This window comes from Pseudomonas sp. TH34 (assembly GCF_016650865.1).
Taxonomy (GTDB): Bacteria; Pseudomonadota; Gammaproteobacteria; order Pseudomonadales; family Pseudomonadaceae; genus Aquipseudomonas; species Aquipseudomonas yamanorum.
Genome location: NZ_JAEKFB010000005.1, coordinates 185,764 through 201,355 on the forward strand (window position 1 = coordinate 185,764; position 15,592 = coordinate 201,355).

The 15,592-nt window shown below is 64.3% G+C and carries 16 protein-coding genes and 1 pseudogene; 6 read left to right on the top strand and 11 right to left on the bottom strand.

What is annotated here, in order from left to right; genetic code table 11:
• Positions 1-78: 78 nt before the first annotated feature.
• The 6 genes from JFU58_RS03960 to JFU58_RS03985 all read left to right on the top strand — a co-directional run bounded on the left by JFU58_RS03960 (position 79) and on the right by JFU58_RS03985 (position 5,402).
• Positions 79-735, top strand: coding sequence for an RraA family protein (locus JFU58_RS03960; RefSeq protein WP_063031521.1), 657 nt, complete (start codon positions 79-81; stop codon positions 733-735).
• Complete coding sequence (locus tag JFU58_RS03965; protein ID WP_063031523.1) at positions 732-1,961, top strand: pyridoxal phosphate-dependent aminotransferase; 1,230 nt, start codon at positions 732-734, stop codon at positions 1,959-1,961. The genes JFU58_RS03960 and JFU58_RS03965 overlap by 4 nt, the downstream gene beginning before the upstream one ends.
• Positions 1,962-2,058: 97 nt before the next feature.
• Positions 2,059-3,396, top strand: a complete 1,338-nt coding sequence (locus JFU58_RS03970; RefSeq protein ID WP_242488206.1) for an MFS transporter — start codon at positions 2,059-2,061, stop codon at positions 3,394-3,396.
• A gap of 25 nt (positions 3,397-3,421) precedes the next feature.
• Positions 3,422-4,084: an RraA family protein gene (locus JFU58_RS03975; protein ID WP_093198880.1), complete on the top strand. Its 663-nt coding sequence runs from the start codon at positions 3,422-3,424 to the stop codon at positions 4,082-4,084.
• Positions 4,085-4,181: 97 nt separating this feature from the next.
• Complete coding sequence (locus JFU58_RS03980) at positions 4,182-4,739, top strand: helix-turn-helix domain-containing protein (protein ID WP_201139879.1); 558 nt, start codon at positions 4,182-4,184, stop codon at positions 4,737-4,739.
• A gap of 87 nt (positions 4,740-4,826) precedes the next feature.
• Positions 4,827-5,402, top strand: a complete 576-nt coding sequence (locus JFU58_RS03985; RefSeq protein ID WP_201139880.1) for an HD domain-containing protein — start codon at positions 4,827-4,829, stop codon at positions 5,400-5,402.
• A 6-nt stretch (positions 5,403-5,408) separates the two neighbouring features.
• Here JFU58_RS03985 and gspD read toward each other — a convergent pair whose 3' ends face one another.
• The 11 genes and pseudogenes from gspD to gspE all read right to left on the bottom strand — a co-directional run bounded on the left by gspD (position 5,409) and on the right by gspE (position 15,272).
• Positions 5,409-7,622: a type II secretion system secretin GspD gene (gene gspD / locus JFU58_RS03990; protein ID WP_201139881.1), complete on the bottom strand. Its 2,214-nt coding sequence runs from the start codon at positions 7,620-7,622 to the stop codon at positions 5,409-5,411.
• Positions 7,619-8,142, bottom strand: a pseudogene (locus JFU58_RS03995) (hypothetical protein). Before JFU58_RS03995 ends, gspD begins: the two are co-directional and overlap by 4 nt.
• Positions 8,139-8,750 carry a type II secretion system protein GspM gene (gene gspM / locus JFU58_RS04000; protein WP_201139882.1) on the bottom strand — a complete coding sequence of 204 codons (612 nt, stop codon included), beginning with the start codon at positions 8,748-8,750 and terminating at the stop codon, positions 8,139-8,141. The pseudogene JFU58_RS03995 and the gene gspM overlap by 4 nt, the downstream one beginning before the upstream one ends.
• Positions 8,725-9,765, bottom strand: coding sequence for a PilN domain-containing protein (locus tag JFU58_RS04005; RefSeq protein ID WP_201139883.1), 1,041 nt, complete (start codon positions 9,763-9,765; stop codon positions 8,725-8,727). The genes gspM and JFU58_RS04005 overlap by 26 nt, the downstream gene beginning before the upstream one ends.
• Positions 9,762-10,484: a general secretion pathway protein GspK gene (locus JFU58_RS04010; RefSeq protein ID WP_201139884.1), complete on the bottom strand. Its 723-nt coding sequence runs from the start codon at positions 10,482-10,484 to the stop codon at positions 9,762-9,764. Before JFU58_RS04010 ends, JFU58_RS04005 begins: the two co-directional genes overlap by 4 nt.
• Positions 10,481-11,098 (bottom strand): prepilin-type N-terminal cleavage/methylation domain-containing protein, encoded by a 618-nt coding sequence (locus JFU58_RS04015; RefSeq protein ID WP_201139885.1) that lies wholly within the window; start codon positions 11,096-11,098, stop codon positions 10,481-10,483. Before JFU58_RS04015 ends, JFU58_RS04010 begins: the two co-directional genes overlap by 4 nt.
• Complete coding sequence (locus JFU58_RS04020; RefSeq protein ID WP_063031541.1) at positions 11,095-11,463, bottom strand: prepilin-type N-terminal cleavage/methylation domain-containing protein; 369 nt, start codon at positions 11,461-11,463, stop codon at positions 11,095-11,097. The genes JFU58_RS04015 and JFU58_RS04020 overlap by 4 nt, the downstream gene beginning before the upstream one ends.
• Complete coding sequence (locus tag JFU58_RS04025) at positions 11,460-11,891, bottom strand: GspH/FimT family pseudopilin (RefSeq protein WP_063031542.1); 432 nt, start codon at positions 11,889-11,891, stop codon at positions 11,460-11,462. The genes JFU58_RS04020 and JFU58_RS04025 overlap by 4 nt, the downstream gene beginning before the upstream one ends.
• Positions 11,891-12,316, bottom strand: coding sequence for a type II secretion system major pseudopilin GspG (gspG, locus tag JFU58_RS04030; protein ID WP_003209911.1), 426 nt, complete (start codon positions 12,314-12,316; stop codon positions 11,891-11,893). The genes JFU58_RS04025 and gspG overlap by 1 nt, the downstream gene beginning before the upstream one ends.
• A 20-nt stretch (positions 12,317-12,336) precedes the next feature.
• Entirely contained in the window at positions 12,337-13,539 is a 1,203-nt protein-coding gene (gene gspF / locus JFU58_RS04035) for a type II secretion system inner membrane protein GspF (RefSeq protein WP_201139886.1), read from the bottom strand.
• Entirely contained in the window at positions 13,536-15,272 is a 1,737-nt protein-coding gene (gspE, locus tag JFU58_RS04040) for a type II secretion system ATPase GspE (RefSeq protein ID WP_446739975.1), read from the bottom strand. Before gspE ends, gspF begins: the two co-directional genes overlap by 4 nt.
• Positions 15,273-15,592 lie beyond the last annotated feature (320 nt).

Below are 15,592 nucleotides of genomic sequence, written 5' to 3' on the forward strand. Positions count from 1 at the left end.
CAAGGCTTCTGTACTTCGTAATATACCTATCATAGCCACTGACTGACACTGGCCGCCTCCGTCACCCGAGGCTTGCCCATGACCCCTGACCGTTTGCTCGACCGCCTGGCCGCGCTGGACACCAACACCGTGTCCGACGCTCTCGACTTCCTCGGCCTGCCCGGCGCCACCGTGGGCCTGCGCCCGCTGTGGAACTGCCCGAAGATCGTTGGCCGCGCCAGTACCGTAATGCTCGGCCCCAAGTCCGACATCGCTCCGACCGTGCACTTGATCACCCCGGTGATCGAACAGGTCGCGACAGACGACCGGGTGCTGGTGATTGCCGGCGGTATCGAGGGCATTTCCTGCTGGGGTGACATCATCGCCAACGCGGCGTCGCGCAAACACATACGCGGCACGGTGATTGATGGTTTCAGCCGCGATATCGACGGCAGCGAGGCCATCGGCTATCCGGTGTACGGACGCGGCGTGACCATGATCAGCGCGCGCAACCGCGTGGTGCAGGTCGACGCCGGCGTGACGCTCAACGTCGCTGGCGTGAGCGTCAGCGAGGACGACTACGTGATCGCCGATACCTGCGGCTCGGTGTTCGTGCCCCAGGCGGTGATCGAAAAGGTCCTGGACCTGGGCGAGCGCATCGCCCGCCGCCAGGACGGCATGGTGCAGGCGGTGCGCAGCGGGCGTTCGGTGGTCGAGGTGATGCACGACGCACAGTTTGAGGCGATCACCCGATGAGCGCCGATATCCAGCGGCTGAACCCGCGCCTGGCCAGCGCACAACCGTCCGCCACCTATCGCATCATGGACCGCGTCGCCGAACGCCGGGCACAAGGCGCGCAGGTTATTTCGTTGTGTGCCGGCGAGCCGGATTTCGACACTCCGGTGCATATCCGCGAGGCTGCGATCCAGGCCATCGAAACCGGGCATACCCGCTACACCCAGGTGGCCGGTGCGCGGGCCCTGCGGGAGGCGGTGGCGGCGAAGTTCCGGCGCGAAAACGGCCTGGACGTGTCCTGGCAGGACACCCTTGTGTGCAACGGCGGCAAGCAGGTGATCTACAACGCCCTGGCGGCCACCCTCAATGAAGGCGACGAAGTGATCGTGCCCGCGCCGTACTGGGTCAGTTACCCGGAGATGGTGCAACTGTGCGGCGGCGAAGCGCGCATCGTCACTTGCGATGCCGACAGTGGGTTCAAGCTGACACCCGAGGCCCTGGCCGCTGCAATCACCCCGCAGACCCGCTGGCTGATCCTCAATTCACCGTCCAATCCCACTGGCGCGGTGTACAGCGAGGGCGAGCTACGGGCGCTGGCCGAAGTGCTGTTGGCCCACCCGCAGGTGCTGATCCTGGCCGACGACATCTACGAGCACCTGATCTTTGACGGCCAGGTGTTCCATACCCTGGCCCAGGTTGAGCCGCGTTTGGCACCACGCACATTGACCATGAACGGCGTGTCCAAGGCCTACGCCATGACCGGCTGGCGCATCGGTTTCGCCACCGGCCCACGTTGGTTGCTGGAGGCCATGGAAAAGCTGCAAGGCCAGCAAACCTCTGGCGCCTGCTCGGTCTCGCAGCAAGCGGCCCTCGCCGCACTGGAAGGCCCCAAGGATTTTATCCGCGACAGCCGCGTGGTGTTCCAGGCGCGCCGGGACTTGATGGTGAAGTTGCTGAATGACACGCCAGGCCTGACGTGCATCAGCCCCGCCGGTGCGTTCTATGCGTTCGCCTCCTGCGCGGCGCTGATCGGGCGTACCTCGGCGGGCGGCCGGGTACTGCACAGCGATGAAGATGTCGCCCTGGCGCTGCTGGATGAGGCCAATGTGGCCGTGGTTCACGGCAGCGCCTTTGGCCTGGGACCGTACATTCGCATCGCCTATGCCCTGGATGATGCCTCGTTGCGCCAAGCGTGCGAGGCGATCCGCGGCTTCTGCAGTCGCCTGCTGGCCGAAGAAAAAAAGTGATGAGTTCCCATAGATAAATATCGCTAATGGTGGCGTTCGGCCCTTCTTAAGATTGGGGCCGAACAGGACAACACTCACAACAACAAGGTCCGCCCTCATGTCGATGCCTGAAGTCATAAAACCCGCTGTGCGCAGCCAATACCGCTGGGTGGTTGCGGCGCTGATTTTCCTGATCTACACCGTGGCCGCCGCCGACCGGGCCAACCTCGGTGTGGCGCTGCCGTTTATTCGCCACGAATTTGAAATGAGCAATGCCCAGGCCGGCGGCCTGGTCAGCCTGTTCCTGCTGGCTTACGCCCTGGCACAACTGCCGTCGGGCTTTGCCTTCGGGCGCTTTGGCGTCAGCCGGATCCTGCCGGGGGCCATGGTGCTGACCTCCCTGTTGACCGGGCTGGTGGGCACCGCCAGCTCACTGCTGGCGCTGAAACTCTATCGCCTGGGCCTGGGCATCGCTGAAGGCCCGCTGCCCATCAGCATGACCACCACCATCAACAACTGGTTTCCGGCACGGGAAAAAGGCACGGCGTCGGGGATCTTCCTCTCAGCGGTGAAGTTCGGACCGGTGATCGTGCCGCCGCTGTGTGCCGTGATCATTTCGGTGTGGGGCTGGCGCGAGATTTTCTACTTCTTTGCGATCCCGGGCATCGTGCTGGCGGTGGTCTGGTACTTCCTGGTCACTGACCATCCGTCCCGCAGCCGCTTCGTCAACCCTGCCGAACTTCAGTACATCGTCGAGGACACGGCAATCAGCCGGACCGCCCGCGTGCACAAGACACCGGCCTGGGTTGAGAAGCTCGACCGAGTCATCCGCACCCGCGATGAAAAACCCCTGGACACCAACCGTCAGGTGTTCAAGTCCTGGAACATCTGGGGTTGCGCCACCAGCTACTGCTTCCAGCTCGGCGTCTCCAGCGTGCTGCTGGCGTGGATTCCCACCTACCTGATGACCGTCAAGCAGTTCTCGATCATGAACATGGGCCTGGTCTCGGCAGCGCCCTGGGTGGGCGCGGTGCTGGGCAACCTGCTGGGTGGTTTCTGCTCCGATCGCCTGATGGGCGGGCGCCGCAAGCCGGGCATGCTCCTGTCGGCCGTCGGCACCTCATTGATGATGTACCTGCTGATCAATTCACCGGCCGAGCCCCTGCCCTACGGCTTGCTGCTGATGTTGACCGGCATGGTGCTGAGCCTCGGCTTCTCCTCCTACATGGTCTACCCGATGGGCCTGACCACCAAGAAGACCTTCCCGATCTCCAACGCCATCGTGAACATGATCGGCCAGTTGGGCGCCGCCGCCACGCCCTTCATCACCGGGCTGCTGCTGGACAACTACGGCTGGAACTACGTGTTCGCCTGGCTGGCGATCGGCTCGTTCATCAGCTTCATCATTTTGCTGACCATTGCCGAGCCCCGCCCGGCCTCCTGCCAACCGACCTGATTTGTCACCCCACGAGGAGTTACCCATGTCGCCCCAAGACCAAGAATTGGTTGCCCTGTTTGCAGGCCTGGACACCCCGGGCGTGTCCGATGCTCTGGACAAACTCGGCTTGCCCGGCCAGTGCCTGGGAATCATGCCCCTGGACAACTATCGCCAGGTGGTGGTCGGTCCGGCCTTCACGGTGCGCTACGTCAGCGCCAGCACCCCGCCGGGCACCGTTGGCGACTTTATCGACGACGTGGCCGAAGGCGATGTGGTGGTGATCGACAATGACGGACGCACCGACTGCACGGTATGGGGTGACATCATGACCCAGTACGCCGGCAGCCAGCGGATCGCCGCGACGGTGATTGATGGCGTGTGCCGCGACGTCAGCAAGGCCCTGGGCGACGGCTACCCGCTGTTCACCAAAGGCCGGTTCATGCGCACGGGCAAGGACCGGGTTGAAGTGGAAGCAGTAAACCAGCCGGTGTCCATCGGCCAGGCCCGGGTGTGCGCCCGGGACATCGTAGTCGCCGATGCCAATGGCGTGGTGATCGTGCCGCGTGAGCGGGCCCATGAAGTGGCGGCGTGTGCGCGCTCGATTGAAGCGGTGGAAGCACGTATCCGGGGATTGCTCGATGAAGGCAAATCATTGAGGGAAGCACGGGCAGTGCTGGGTTATCACACCCTGCAACGCAAGGGCTGACACGCACCGGGCCGCTCCGCTGATCCAGCAGATTTGCGCAGCGGCCCCTGCATTCCTCACACTACCCACCGTCACCGCCTTCCCCGGAATGTGAAAAATGTCCGACCTGTTGCTCAAGCCTGCCCTGCCCGGTATTGCGCTGAGACGATGGCGTCTGCTGCACCGCGTCAAACAGGCTCACGCCGCCGAGTTGTTCCACGTCACCCAGTCGACCATTTCCCGCTGGGAAAGTGGTGTGCAGGCCATGGAGCCTGCAGCGCACCAACACCTTGAACAGTTGCTGGCCGCACGTCTGGAGGCCGCCGCCGATCAAGCCCTCGCGCGACTGGTCAAGGAAAGCCCGCGGCCCATGCACCTGGTGTGTGACCTGACCCACCGTTTGTTGGCTTGCTCGGCCTCCCGTGCTGCCGAGTTCAGCAGCCCGTTGACCGACCTGCTGGGGCATTCACTGTGGCGCTTCGTGACGCCGGAAATCCTGCGCATGGAATCCGCGCTGGATGACTCGGGCTGGCGCGACAGCCTCGCCCCGCCGGCCCTGGAGTTCATCACCGGCACCAACGATTCCACGGTTGTACCGATCCGCCAGAGCCTGTGCCGCTGGACCCGCATCCCGCTGAGCGATGGCACCGCCGCGCGCCTGGTCGAAACCCTCTAACCGCCCGGCGCATATTTTATGCGTGGACGCTTCGCACCACCGCGCCTAGTCTTTAATCCTTAACCGCGACCCTGCCGGGGCAGATTCATGGACATCGAAAAACTCAAGGGCCGCCTCGACTTCCTGCGCGAAGCGGAAAAACTCAAGGACGTGCTCAGAAGCGCGCATACCTCTTCCGGTCGCACCGAGAGCACCGCGGAACACAGCTGGCGCCTGTGCCTGATGGCAATTACCTTCGGGGATGAACTGGCCGGCCTCGACCTGCTGAAAATTCTCAAGATGTGCGTAATCCACGACCTGGGAGAGGCCATCCACGGCGACATCCCGGCGGTCAACCAGGCGCAGTTCCCCAACAAGAGCCAGCAAGAACACGACGATCTGTTGTTACTGACCCGAGCACTGGATGAACCGTTGCGAGCCGAAATCCTGGCCCTGTGGGACGACTACGAAAACGCCCGCTCTGCCGAGGCCAAGGCAGTCAAAGCCCTGGACAAGCTGGAGACCCTGCTGCAACACAACCAGGGCCTGAACCCGCCCGACTTCGACTACGCCTTCAATCTGGCCTATGGCAAGAAACACACCAGCGCCGAGCCGATTTTTCAGACGCTGCGCGAGATCATCGACCAGGATACAGAAGCAAAAATCCAGACTCCCAACCGGTAGCGCGAACTAGTTCGCCGGCCGCAACAGCTGCATCTGCTGGCGATAGTCATCCGTCACCTGCCGCGCCTGGCCGCTGCTGGTAATCACCCGGGGGGTGATCAGCACGATCAGTTCGGTGCGGTCCTTGGACTTGCTGGTGTTGCCAAACAACCAGCGCAGCCCGGGGATTTTCCCCAGGTACGGCACCGCACTGACGCTCTCGGCGTTGTCCTGCTTGATCAGCCCGCCGAGCAACACGGTCTGGCCACTTTGCACCGCCACCTGGGTGGACACCGAACGCGTGGAGATGCGCGGGTTGTTGGGCGTGTCACTGCTGTTGGTGGTTTGGTTCTCGGCGTCGCTGACCTGTTGCTGGATGTCCATGTACACCAGGCCGCCTGGGTTGATGCGCGGCACCACGTCGAGGATCACCCCGGTCTGCACGTATTCGACGCTGCTCAAGGTGCTGTCGGCGTTGCCGGTGTTGACCGTGGTCTGGCTGATGGGGATGTTGTCGCCCACCTGGATCTGCGCCGGCTGGTTGTTCATCACCACCAGCGACGGCGCCGACAGCACCTGGGTGCGGCCGTTGGTTTCCAGGGCGTGCAAGGCCACTTGCAGGTTGGAGCTGACGAAGGAATAGAACAGCGAATCCGCGCCCAATCCCGCACCGCCACCGCCCAGGGCGCCCTGGCTGCCTGGGGTATTGGCCACCGTGGTGCTGGTGGAATTGCCCGCCAGGCGGCCCAGGTACCATTGCACCCCGAGGTCCAGTTCGCCGGTGAGTTTGACTTCGAGAATGCGCGTCTCGATCTGCACCTGCAGCGGCGGGTTGTCGAGGCGTTTGATCGCCGATTCGATCTCCTTCCACTGTACCGGGCGGGTGCGTACCAGCAACTGGTTACTGCTTTTTTGCGCGGTGATCCGGGTGCCGGCGTCGAGGCTTTTGCCGGTCGTGCCTTCGGCAACGCCTTGCTCCGTGTTTTCACTGTCTTCGCTGGCGGCCGGGGCCTGGTCTTCGTCGTCGCTGACGGGCGGGTTATTGCCGCTGTTGTTCAGGCCACCCGAGGTGCCGCCGCTGGTGTTGAGTGAGGACAAGGTCGCCGTGCGCAGACCCGGCGCCACCTTGGCCGGCGTATCGTCCTTGATCGCGCCGGTGCCGTAGATCTGCCGCAGGTATTTGGCGAGGTCCGTGGCCTTCATGTTGCGCACGTCGTAGACGTACATCTGCGGCTCGTTGCCGCCACCTTCGTCGATGGTGTGAATCCAGTCGCCGACTTCGCTGAGGTACTGCGGCTGGGACGAGATCGCCACCACCGAATTGGTCCGCTCAATGGGCAGGAAGCGCACCATGCCCGCCAAAGGCATGCCGCTGTCGGGGCCGAACATCTTTTGCAGCTCGGGCATCAACTCCGCGACCGAAGCCCGTTGCAAACCGAATACGCCCACCGACATGCCCTTGAGCCAGTCGACATCAAAGGTGTCGATGGTGTCCTGGTAATTGGCCAGCTCATCGGGCGTACCGGCCAGGCTCAGCACGTTGCGCGCCGGGTCCACCAGCAGGAACGCATTTTCCCGGGCGAACGGCTTGAGCAGTTTCTGCATTTCCGTGGCCGAGATATAGCGCAGCGGAAACAGCCTTGCGGAGAGCCCGCTGGAGGGTTGCGACACGCTCATTTCCGGCACCAGCTTGCCCGCCACCGCCTGGTTGGCGGGCAGGATCACGTAGCGCTGGCCCTGGCGGATCATCGCGTTATCGGTCCAGGACAGCAGGGTCTCGAGGATCGACAGCGCCTGTTTCTTGTTCACCGGCTTTGAGGTGGAGAAGCTTACGTTGCCTTTCACGCCTTGGGCGATGCTGTAGTTCTCGTGCAACAAGTCACCCATGACGCTGTTGATCACCGCTTCAATCGGCTGGTCGGCGAAGTTGAACACGATGTCGCCGCTGGCTTCATCCTTGACCGCAGGCGCCGGTGCGGGCTGGCGCACAAACTGCTGATTACCGCGAATCAACTGGCGCTGGGGCGGCGTGGGCGTCTGGGGTTGGCGACTGTCGGCAGCAGGCGACTCGCTGGCCGGGTCCTCGGGCGGGCGTTGCGAACCGGTGCCCTGCATCGCCTCGTGAAGCAAGGCATCGTCCGGGTCGAGGTGATCGGGGAATGACCCACAGCCGCCCAGGGCGACGGCGGTGGCCAGGCAAAACACGGTGGTGCGCAAGGCGCGAGGGGAAGTATCGATCAAGGGGCGGGCTCGTGAGGAAGGGAAATCGGGGGGTGGTGGACGGCGGCGGCAAACGCGGAACGCTGAGGCTCAGGGTTTGCGTGCGGCCCTCCAGTACAAAACGGGCGTGCAGCGGTGTCAGGTGTTCCAGGCGCCAGCCGTTGGGCAGGGTCTGGCCTTGGTGGACCTTGAGCGGCGGACCGTCCGCAGGCTTGAGCAACGCGACGCGCAGGTCGCCGTCGAGCAGCACGCCGGTCAGCTTCAGGCTCGACAGGCTGGAAATCTCGGCCTGACCCACGGCGGCATCGGGGCTGCGGTCGGGGCTGAACAGCGGCGCCTGCCAGGTGCCGGCGAGGCTTTCCAGGGTCGCACTCGGGGCCACGTGAACCTTGGCTGACGCATTGGCGCGCGCGGCGGAGGCAGGCTCGTCCAGCCACTGCGGCGCATCGCCGATGCTGCTCAAGATGCCCACCACCAGCAGGCCCAGCAGCCCGGCCACACCGAGCAATCCCCACTCGAGGGGGCGCAATGAATTGATCATCGGCGGGCCTGCGTGACGGCTGCCGGTTGCAGATAACCGCGCACCAACAGGTGCACCACCAGCTTTCCGGCACCGCCGCTGGCGGGGGCATTCGGACCGCGACGGACGCTCATTTCATCCACGAACAGGAACGGTCGCTGGTACTCCAGCTCGTGCAGGATCGCAGTCAGGGGTTCGATGGCGCAGTTGAGGGTCAGGCTGACTTTGACCTGGCGATAGGGCTCGGTGTCGTCCTGCTCCGGGGTGATGGGCATGCGCTGGGTCAGGCTGCAGCCGCCGCCGAGGCCGGCGCGGCTGTTGATCAGGTCGGCGATGCGCTGCATCAGGTCCGCCGCCACGGCGCTGGGGTCATCTCCCGGCAACAGGCTGGTGCTGCTGGCCGGGTCCTGGCGGGCTTGTTCCAGTTGCTCACGCAGAGCGGCGCCCTGGTGCAGCAGGCCCGCATAGCGTTGCTGTTGTTCGCGCAGCTGTTCGGCCTGCTCGCCCATGGCGCGCAACGGCCCGGCGAACCAGCTGTCGATCAGCAGCCAGTAACCGCCGCCCAGCACCAGCACCAGGACCAGCAAGGCGGCGCCGCGACGTTCACGGGGTGTCAGTGGTCGGCGCATCGGCGGCCTCCTGGTGCAAGTGGGCGCGCAAGGAAAACTGATCCTTGCCGGTTTGCGCATCGGGTTGGATCACCCCTTCGAACTGGGGGTTTTCCAGGCTGTGGCAGGCCTTGATCCGGGTGATCAGGGCACTCGCCTTGGCGCTCTGCCCGGAGAAGGACACGTCGGCGCCGTCGTTGACCTCCAACTGGTCGATCCAGGTGTCGGCGGGCAGGCAGGCGGTCAGTTCGTTGAGCAGCGCCGCCAACGGCGGTTGTGCCGACTTGCGGCGAATCAGGTACTGCGCAGCGCCACGGGTATTGAGCAATTGCTGGCGCAGGCTCTGGACCTCGGCGACCTGGGCTTTTTGCTGCTGCACCTGCTCACGCATGACGTCGAGCACCCGCTGGCGGTCGTTGAGCCACAGCAGCATCGCGGCGATCAGCAAGGCACCGCACAGCCATGGCAGGCTGCGTTGCAAACCCTTCCCCGCCGGGCGTTGGCGTGGGCGCAACGGCGCCGGCAGCAAATCGATGCCCATAGGACCATCTACATCCACCGCGTGGGGTTGCAAACCGAGGGCAGCGCAGTCCACCAGAATTTGATCCAGCCGCTCCCGCAGAATCGCCACCAGGGTCACTTGCACATGCGTGGCGCTGCGCCGCTCCTGACGGGCCACGAAGTACAACTGTTCAGCCTCGAACGGGGTAAAGCGGTCCAGTTCATAACCCACCACCGTCGACAGGTTGCGCGCGGCCGCCAAAGGCAGTGGCAGGGTTTGCAGCAGCACTGCCGAGGGCGCGAGCACCAGCACCTGGCGCACTTCGCCGGCAGGTTTTGCCACCGGCTCGGTCAACGGCCAGTGGTAGCGGTGCTCGGGGATGTCACGGACCGACAGCCACGCCGGCAGGCAGCCACGCAGCTCCTTGAGCCACAGGCGCCAGCCCACTTGCAGCAGGCTGCCGCGCCAGCGCCGGGTGAGCGGTTCGGCCAGCTGTTGAAGGCGCGCCACTGACGCCGAAAGGTATGGATTCATTCTTGCCAACGCAGCACCCGATAAGGTTGTGCGCTTCCCTCCGATGGGCTCAATAAAACCGTGGTTCGTAACCGGGCGTGGTAACCGCCGGGGCGTTGTGCGCGGCTGTCGATCACCAGCACGTCACCGGGGTCGGCCCCTACCGCGCTCTGCCGGGGCAGGTTCAAAGCGTGGCGCATCAAGGGGCTGGCGAAGGCGGGATCAGGCCGGTCCAGGCCACTCCACAAACTGATTTCCGGGGCCATCCGGCTGTACAGCGCCTGGGTCATGCCGGGCAATTGCCGCACTTCCTCCACCACGCGGAACGGCGCCAGGCCTGCGTTGCGCCGCACTTCCAGGTCCCTGGCGAGCCGGCTGGCCTGGGCCTGGGTGGCGCCGCAGACCAGGGCCAGGCGGGCAAAGTCGGCCGTCTCGGCGCTGTTCAAATACAGTTTGCCGCGCTCGCTGTGCAGGCTTACGTGGAGCTGTGCGTCATCAAATACCAGCGGCATTTCGCGGCCGTCGGCGATCCATTGCTTGCGTTGCAGCGGGTCGGCCAGGGCCTGCATGGCCAACGCCACACCCGCCTCCGCCGCCAGCAACGCCTGGGTATGCTGGCGATGCCACAGGGCCTGGCGACTTTCCAGCTGTACCCACCCGGCCAGGCCGCCCAGCAGCAGGCTGAGCAACGCCAGCACCCACAGCACCAGCAGCAGTGCAACGCCGCGCTGACGCTTCATTCGCCTGATTCTCCGCCGGAGAGGTTCAGCCGCAGGGCAACCACTTGGGTGACCCACGGCACCGGTCCGTTGACCTGTGCTGCAATGCGTACCGCATAAGGCAGGCGTTTGGTCCACGGCCAGTCACTGATCCAACCGGTGGCCTGGCCCTTGGGCGACAGGCCGCGATAGCTGAATTGCAGGTCGTCGACGTTCTTCAACAACACCTGCGGCTCGCTGCGGGTGGCCGGCACGCTGGCTTGGGCGCCGGACTCAAACCGGGCGAACGCCACTTGCAACTCGCCCTCGCGCAACTGCAAGGTGAAACGCTGGATGCCGCCGCCGAGCACGCCCGGCAAGGTCGCGACGAATTGCAGGCGCTGGGGAGCGCCGACAAAAAAACCGTTGGTCTGGCTGTCGTCCTCGGTCACGTCCAGGGGCAGCGCCTCGCTGATGGACGTGCGCAGGAACTGTTGCGCGGCGCGACTTTCATCCAGGCTGACGGTGTAGCGCTGCGCTTTGAGTACTGCACGATTGGCTCCCAGGAGCGCGCCGCCCACCAGGGCCAACAACACGCCCAGCAGGCTGAGCACGATCATGATTTCGAGCAACGTGAAGCCCCGCTGCTGCTTCACTGGAGGCTCCCGTCGCGGCTGGCGCGCAGTTTCAAGGTACTGAAATGGGCGTGGCGCGGACCTTCGCTGACGCTGAGATCGAGGCGAAACAAATGTGGCTGACCGATGCGGGTGGGCTGCTGGGCGACGCGCAATTGCCAGGCAATGCCGTCGAGCTCGCCCTGGCGCACGCCACTGGCCAGGGGCCCCGACGCCTCCTGATCCATCACGCTCAAGGCGGCATGGGTCAGGCGGTCGCTGTGGGCCACCTGCAACAGCGAGCGCGCGCTTTGGCCGAACGCGACCAGCAACACTGTGCTGCAGATCGCCATAAGGGTCAGCGCTGCGAGCATCTCCAGCAAGGTGAAACCCGACTGACGCTTCATGGCAATGCCTTGGACTGCACGCTGCCGGTCAGCCAGCCGACGTCGATGCGCCAGCGCCGCGTGCCATTGGCCAACAACAGGTTGCCGCCGGTGGAGCTGCCGTCGGGGTAAAACTCCACCGCAGCGCCGGCGTGTTCGGCGGTGTGCAGGGTGACTTGCAGGTCGGCCGGCCAGTGCTTGATGGGTTGCCCCGGCGCCTGAAAGCTCAGCCGGTCCAAGTCGAAAACGGTCTTGGCCGATGTGCCGCTGACAATCGCCCGCGCCCGGGTGCTGCGCAGGGCATCCACCATCTGCCCGACCACCTGGCGCTCTTTCGCTACCCGCAGGCCTTGTTGCAGGCCAAATCCCACCAACCCGGCCGCGATGCTGATCAACACGATCACTACCAGCATCTCCAGCAGGGTAAAGCCGCGTTGGAGGGCCGGCATTATTCCCAGTTGCCCAGGTCGGCGCTGTAGCCTTCGCCGCCGGGCTGGCCGTCCTGACCGTAGAAGATCAGGTCGAAGGCGCCATGTTCACCCGGGAAGCGATAGCCGAAGGCATGGCCGAACGGGTCCTTGAGGTCTGAGGGCTTGGCGTACGGCCCGGCCCAGCCGGCAGTGTTGCCGGGCTTGTCGACCAATTGCTGGAGGGTTTTGGGGGGCGAACCGACGTCCAGGCCGTAGCTCTCGATCTTCATGCTCAGGCTGGCCAGTTGCGCCTTGCCTGCGCCGTATTTGCCCTTGTCGACGTTGCCACCTACCTGGCGCACTACGATGGTGGCGACGATGCCCAGCAACACGATCACCGCGAGCATTTCCAGCAAGGTGAAACCGCCTTGGCGGCGGGCGGGTTTGAAACGGGTATGGCGCATCGGCTTGCTTCCTCGGATTTTCATATATTGCTGGTCAGGCTCATCAGCGGCAGCATGATCGCCAGCATGATCACCGCCACCAGCACCGCCATGACCACGGTCAGGGACGGCACCAGGGCGGCGAGCAGGCGGTCGATGCCACGCTTGGCTTCGACGTCAAACACGTCGGCGACCTTGAGCAGCATGCTGTCCAGTTCACCGGCCTGTTCGCCGACTTCAATCATTTGCAGGGCCAGGTCCGGCAGCAGCGGTTGGCTGCCAAACGCACTGGTCAGGGTGCCGCCGCCTTTCACCGACTCGGCGGCCTGAGCCACTTGTGCCTGCAAGGCACGGTTGGTGCAGACCTGGCGGGCGATCACCAGCGCTTGCAGCAGCGCCACGCCGTTGCTCAGCAAGGTGCCGAGGGTGCGTGCCAGGCGCGCGGCTTCGACCCGCTGCAACAGCGGGCCGATAACGCGGATACCCAGCACGCGCCGGTCGTACTGTTCGCGGTGTCGTGGGTTGCGCAGGCGTGCCGCCAGGGCCCAGACCGTCACGATCAACCCGGCGAGCACCGCCAGGCCATAGGCGCCGAGGAACTGGCCAAGGCCCAGAATCACTTCGGTGATCAACGGGATCGGCACACCCAGATCGTTGAAGATCGGCACGAACTGCGGCACTACGTAAGCCAGCAACAGCGCCAGGGAGCCGAGCACGCCCACCACCAGGAAGGCGGGATAGATCAACGCGTTGATCACCTCGCCTCTTAACAACTGGCTGCGTTCCAGGTAGTCACTGAGTTGGCGCAGGGTGTTCTCCAGCGCGCCGCCCGCCTCACCGGCACGCACCATGCTCAGATACAGCGGCGAAAACTGGCTGCCCTCCTCTTCCAGCGCTGCCGACAATGGCTTGCCCGCTTTGACGTGCTCGCGAATACGCTCGATCAGCGCACGGGTCTGCGGTTGGCCGGGTTGCTTGAGCAGGATGCCCAGGGAGCGTTCCAGCGGTTGGCCGGCTCCCAGCAGCGTGGCCAGTTGCTGGGTAAAGCTGACCAGCGCCGCGCCATTCAACTGGCCACGCCCGAAGGTATTGCGCAGCCCTTGGGCACCGGCGGCATCGATGTGCAACAGCAGCAGGCCACGCTTGTGCAGTGCGGCGACGGCGGCGGCCTGGTCCCTGGCTTCGAGGGTGCCGTTCTGCACGACGCCCTGGCTGTCCAGGGCGCGGTATTTGAACAGGCTCACGCGCCCTCTCCACGGGTGACGCGCAGCACTTCTTCAAGGGACGTGACACCGGCCACCGCCTGGCGCAGGCCTTCTTCATGCAGGGTGCGCAAGCCACCACGGCGGGCGGCTTGTTCGAGGGTCGCGGCGTCGGCCTGGCGCATCAACAAGCTGCGCAGTTCGTCATTCATCACCAGCAATTCGGTGATTGCACTGCGGCCGTGGTAACCGCCGCCGGGGGCGTTGGCGCGAGGCCGGTAAAGCAGGACCGGGCGCTGGTCGGTGAAGCGGTCGAGGCAGTGTTCCTCGATCAACTCCGGCGGCGCTTCGAACGCCTCACGTGTCGCCGGGTCGAGGCGGCGCACCAGGCGCTGGGCGAGGATGCCATTGACGGTCGAAGCGATCAGGTAGCTCTCCACCCCCATGTCCAGCAGGCGCGTGATACTCGCTGCGGCACTGTTGGTGTGCAGGGTCGAGAGCACCAGGTGGCCGGTCAGGGAGGACTGGATGGCGATGCGGCAGGTTTCGAGGTCGCGGATTTCACCGATCATGATCACGTCCGGGTCCTGGCGCACGATGGATCGCAGCGCGCCGGCGAAGTCCAGCCCGATGGCCGGCTTGACCTGGATCTGGTTGATGCCTTCCAGTTGGTATTCCACCGGGTCTTCGACGGTGATGATCTTGCGCTCGGCGGTATTGAGCCGCGAAAGCGCGGTATAGAGCGTGGTGGTTTTACCCGAGCCGGTGGGCCCGGTGACCAGCAGGATGCCGTGGGGTCGCTCGAGCACTTCAAGAAAGGTTTCCAGGCGCTGGCCATCAAAACCCAGGCTCTGGAAATCGAACTGCACGGTCTGGCGGTCCAGCAGGCGCATCACCACCGACTCGCCAAAACTGGTGGGCACCGTGGACACCCGCAGGTCCAGTTCCTTGCCCTGAATGCGCAACATGATCCGACCGTCCTGCGGCAGGCGGCGCTCGGCAATGTCGAGGCGCGCCATGATCTTGACCCGGGAAATCACCGCCGCCGAAGAACTCGACGGCGGCGCTTCGGCTTCATGCAGCACACCGTCGATGCGGTAGCGCACCTTGAGCTGGTTTTCGAAGGGTTCGATATGGATGTCCGAAGCGCGGTGCTCCACGGCCCGTTGCAGGATCAGGTTGACCAGGCGAATCACCGGCGCCTCGGAGGCCATGTCCTTGAGGTGTTCGATGTCTTCCAGGGCGCCGCCTTGTTCATCGAGGTTTTCGATCAGGGTGCCCATGGCCGAACGGCCCTGGCCGTAGTAGCGCTCGATCAGGGTTTCGACTTCATTGCGCGGCCCGACCGCCAGCCACACCGGCACGCCGCACGCATACGCCAGGGCCTGGAACGGATACAGCAACGCCGGGTTGGCCGCCAACACTCGCAGCCCGCCGTGGCTCCAGCCCACCGGCACCACCTGGTAATGGCGCATGAAGCGTTCGGTCAGCGCCGGCAGTGGGTCGAGCACGGGCGGTGCGGCGTCCGCCAGCAGCAACGGTGCGCCGAGCAAATCGGCCCAGGCCCGCGCCAGTTCCACTTCGGAAACCAGCCCCAGGCGCGTCAGCAGGCCGAGCAATCCGTTGTCGTCGGACTCCAGGGACAACCGCCGGGCGCGTTCCAGGTCGACGGTTTTCAAACCGGCCTGTTGCATCAGCCACGCGCACACCTGTTCGGTATCCGGAATCTGCATTCGGCATGCATCGATGGGCGTTGACGGTATCGGTTGAGACATCTGCACCATTCTGGACAACTAGTTTAAGAGGCTGTTTCAAGGGTGCAGAAACAACAACTAGTCCCAGCGGCGCCTTGAACAAGATCAAGACCCTGCACACAAGCGATGTGCAGGACAACCGTAGCAAATCATGGCCTTTTAGAACTACTGACCAAGGCCATTAGTTCGCCATAATTCATAAAATCTTGTTAAACACATCGACTAAAATATTTACACTTAGTTCACGATCGCAAATAGCCAGCCCTTTGTAACATCACTAATCATTGAACTTTCCGTCGTTTAATTTTGAACTACGCAAGAGTGCCACTTCCCTGTGGCGC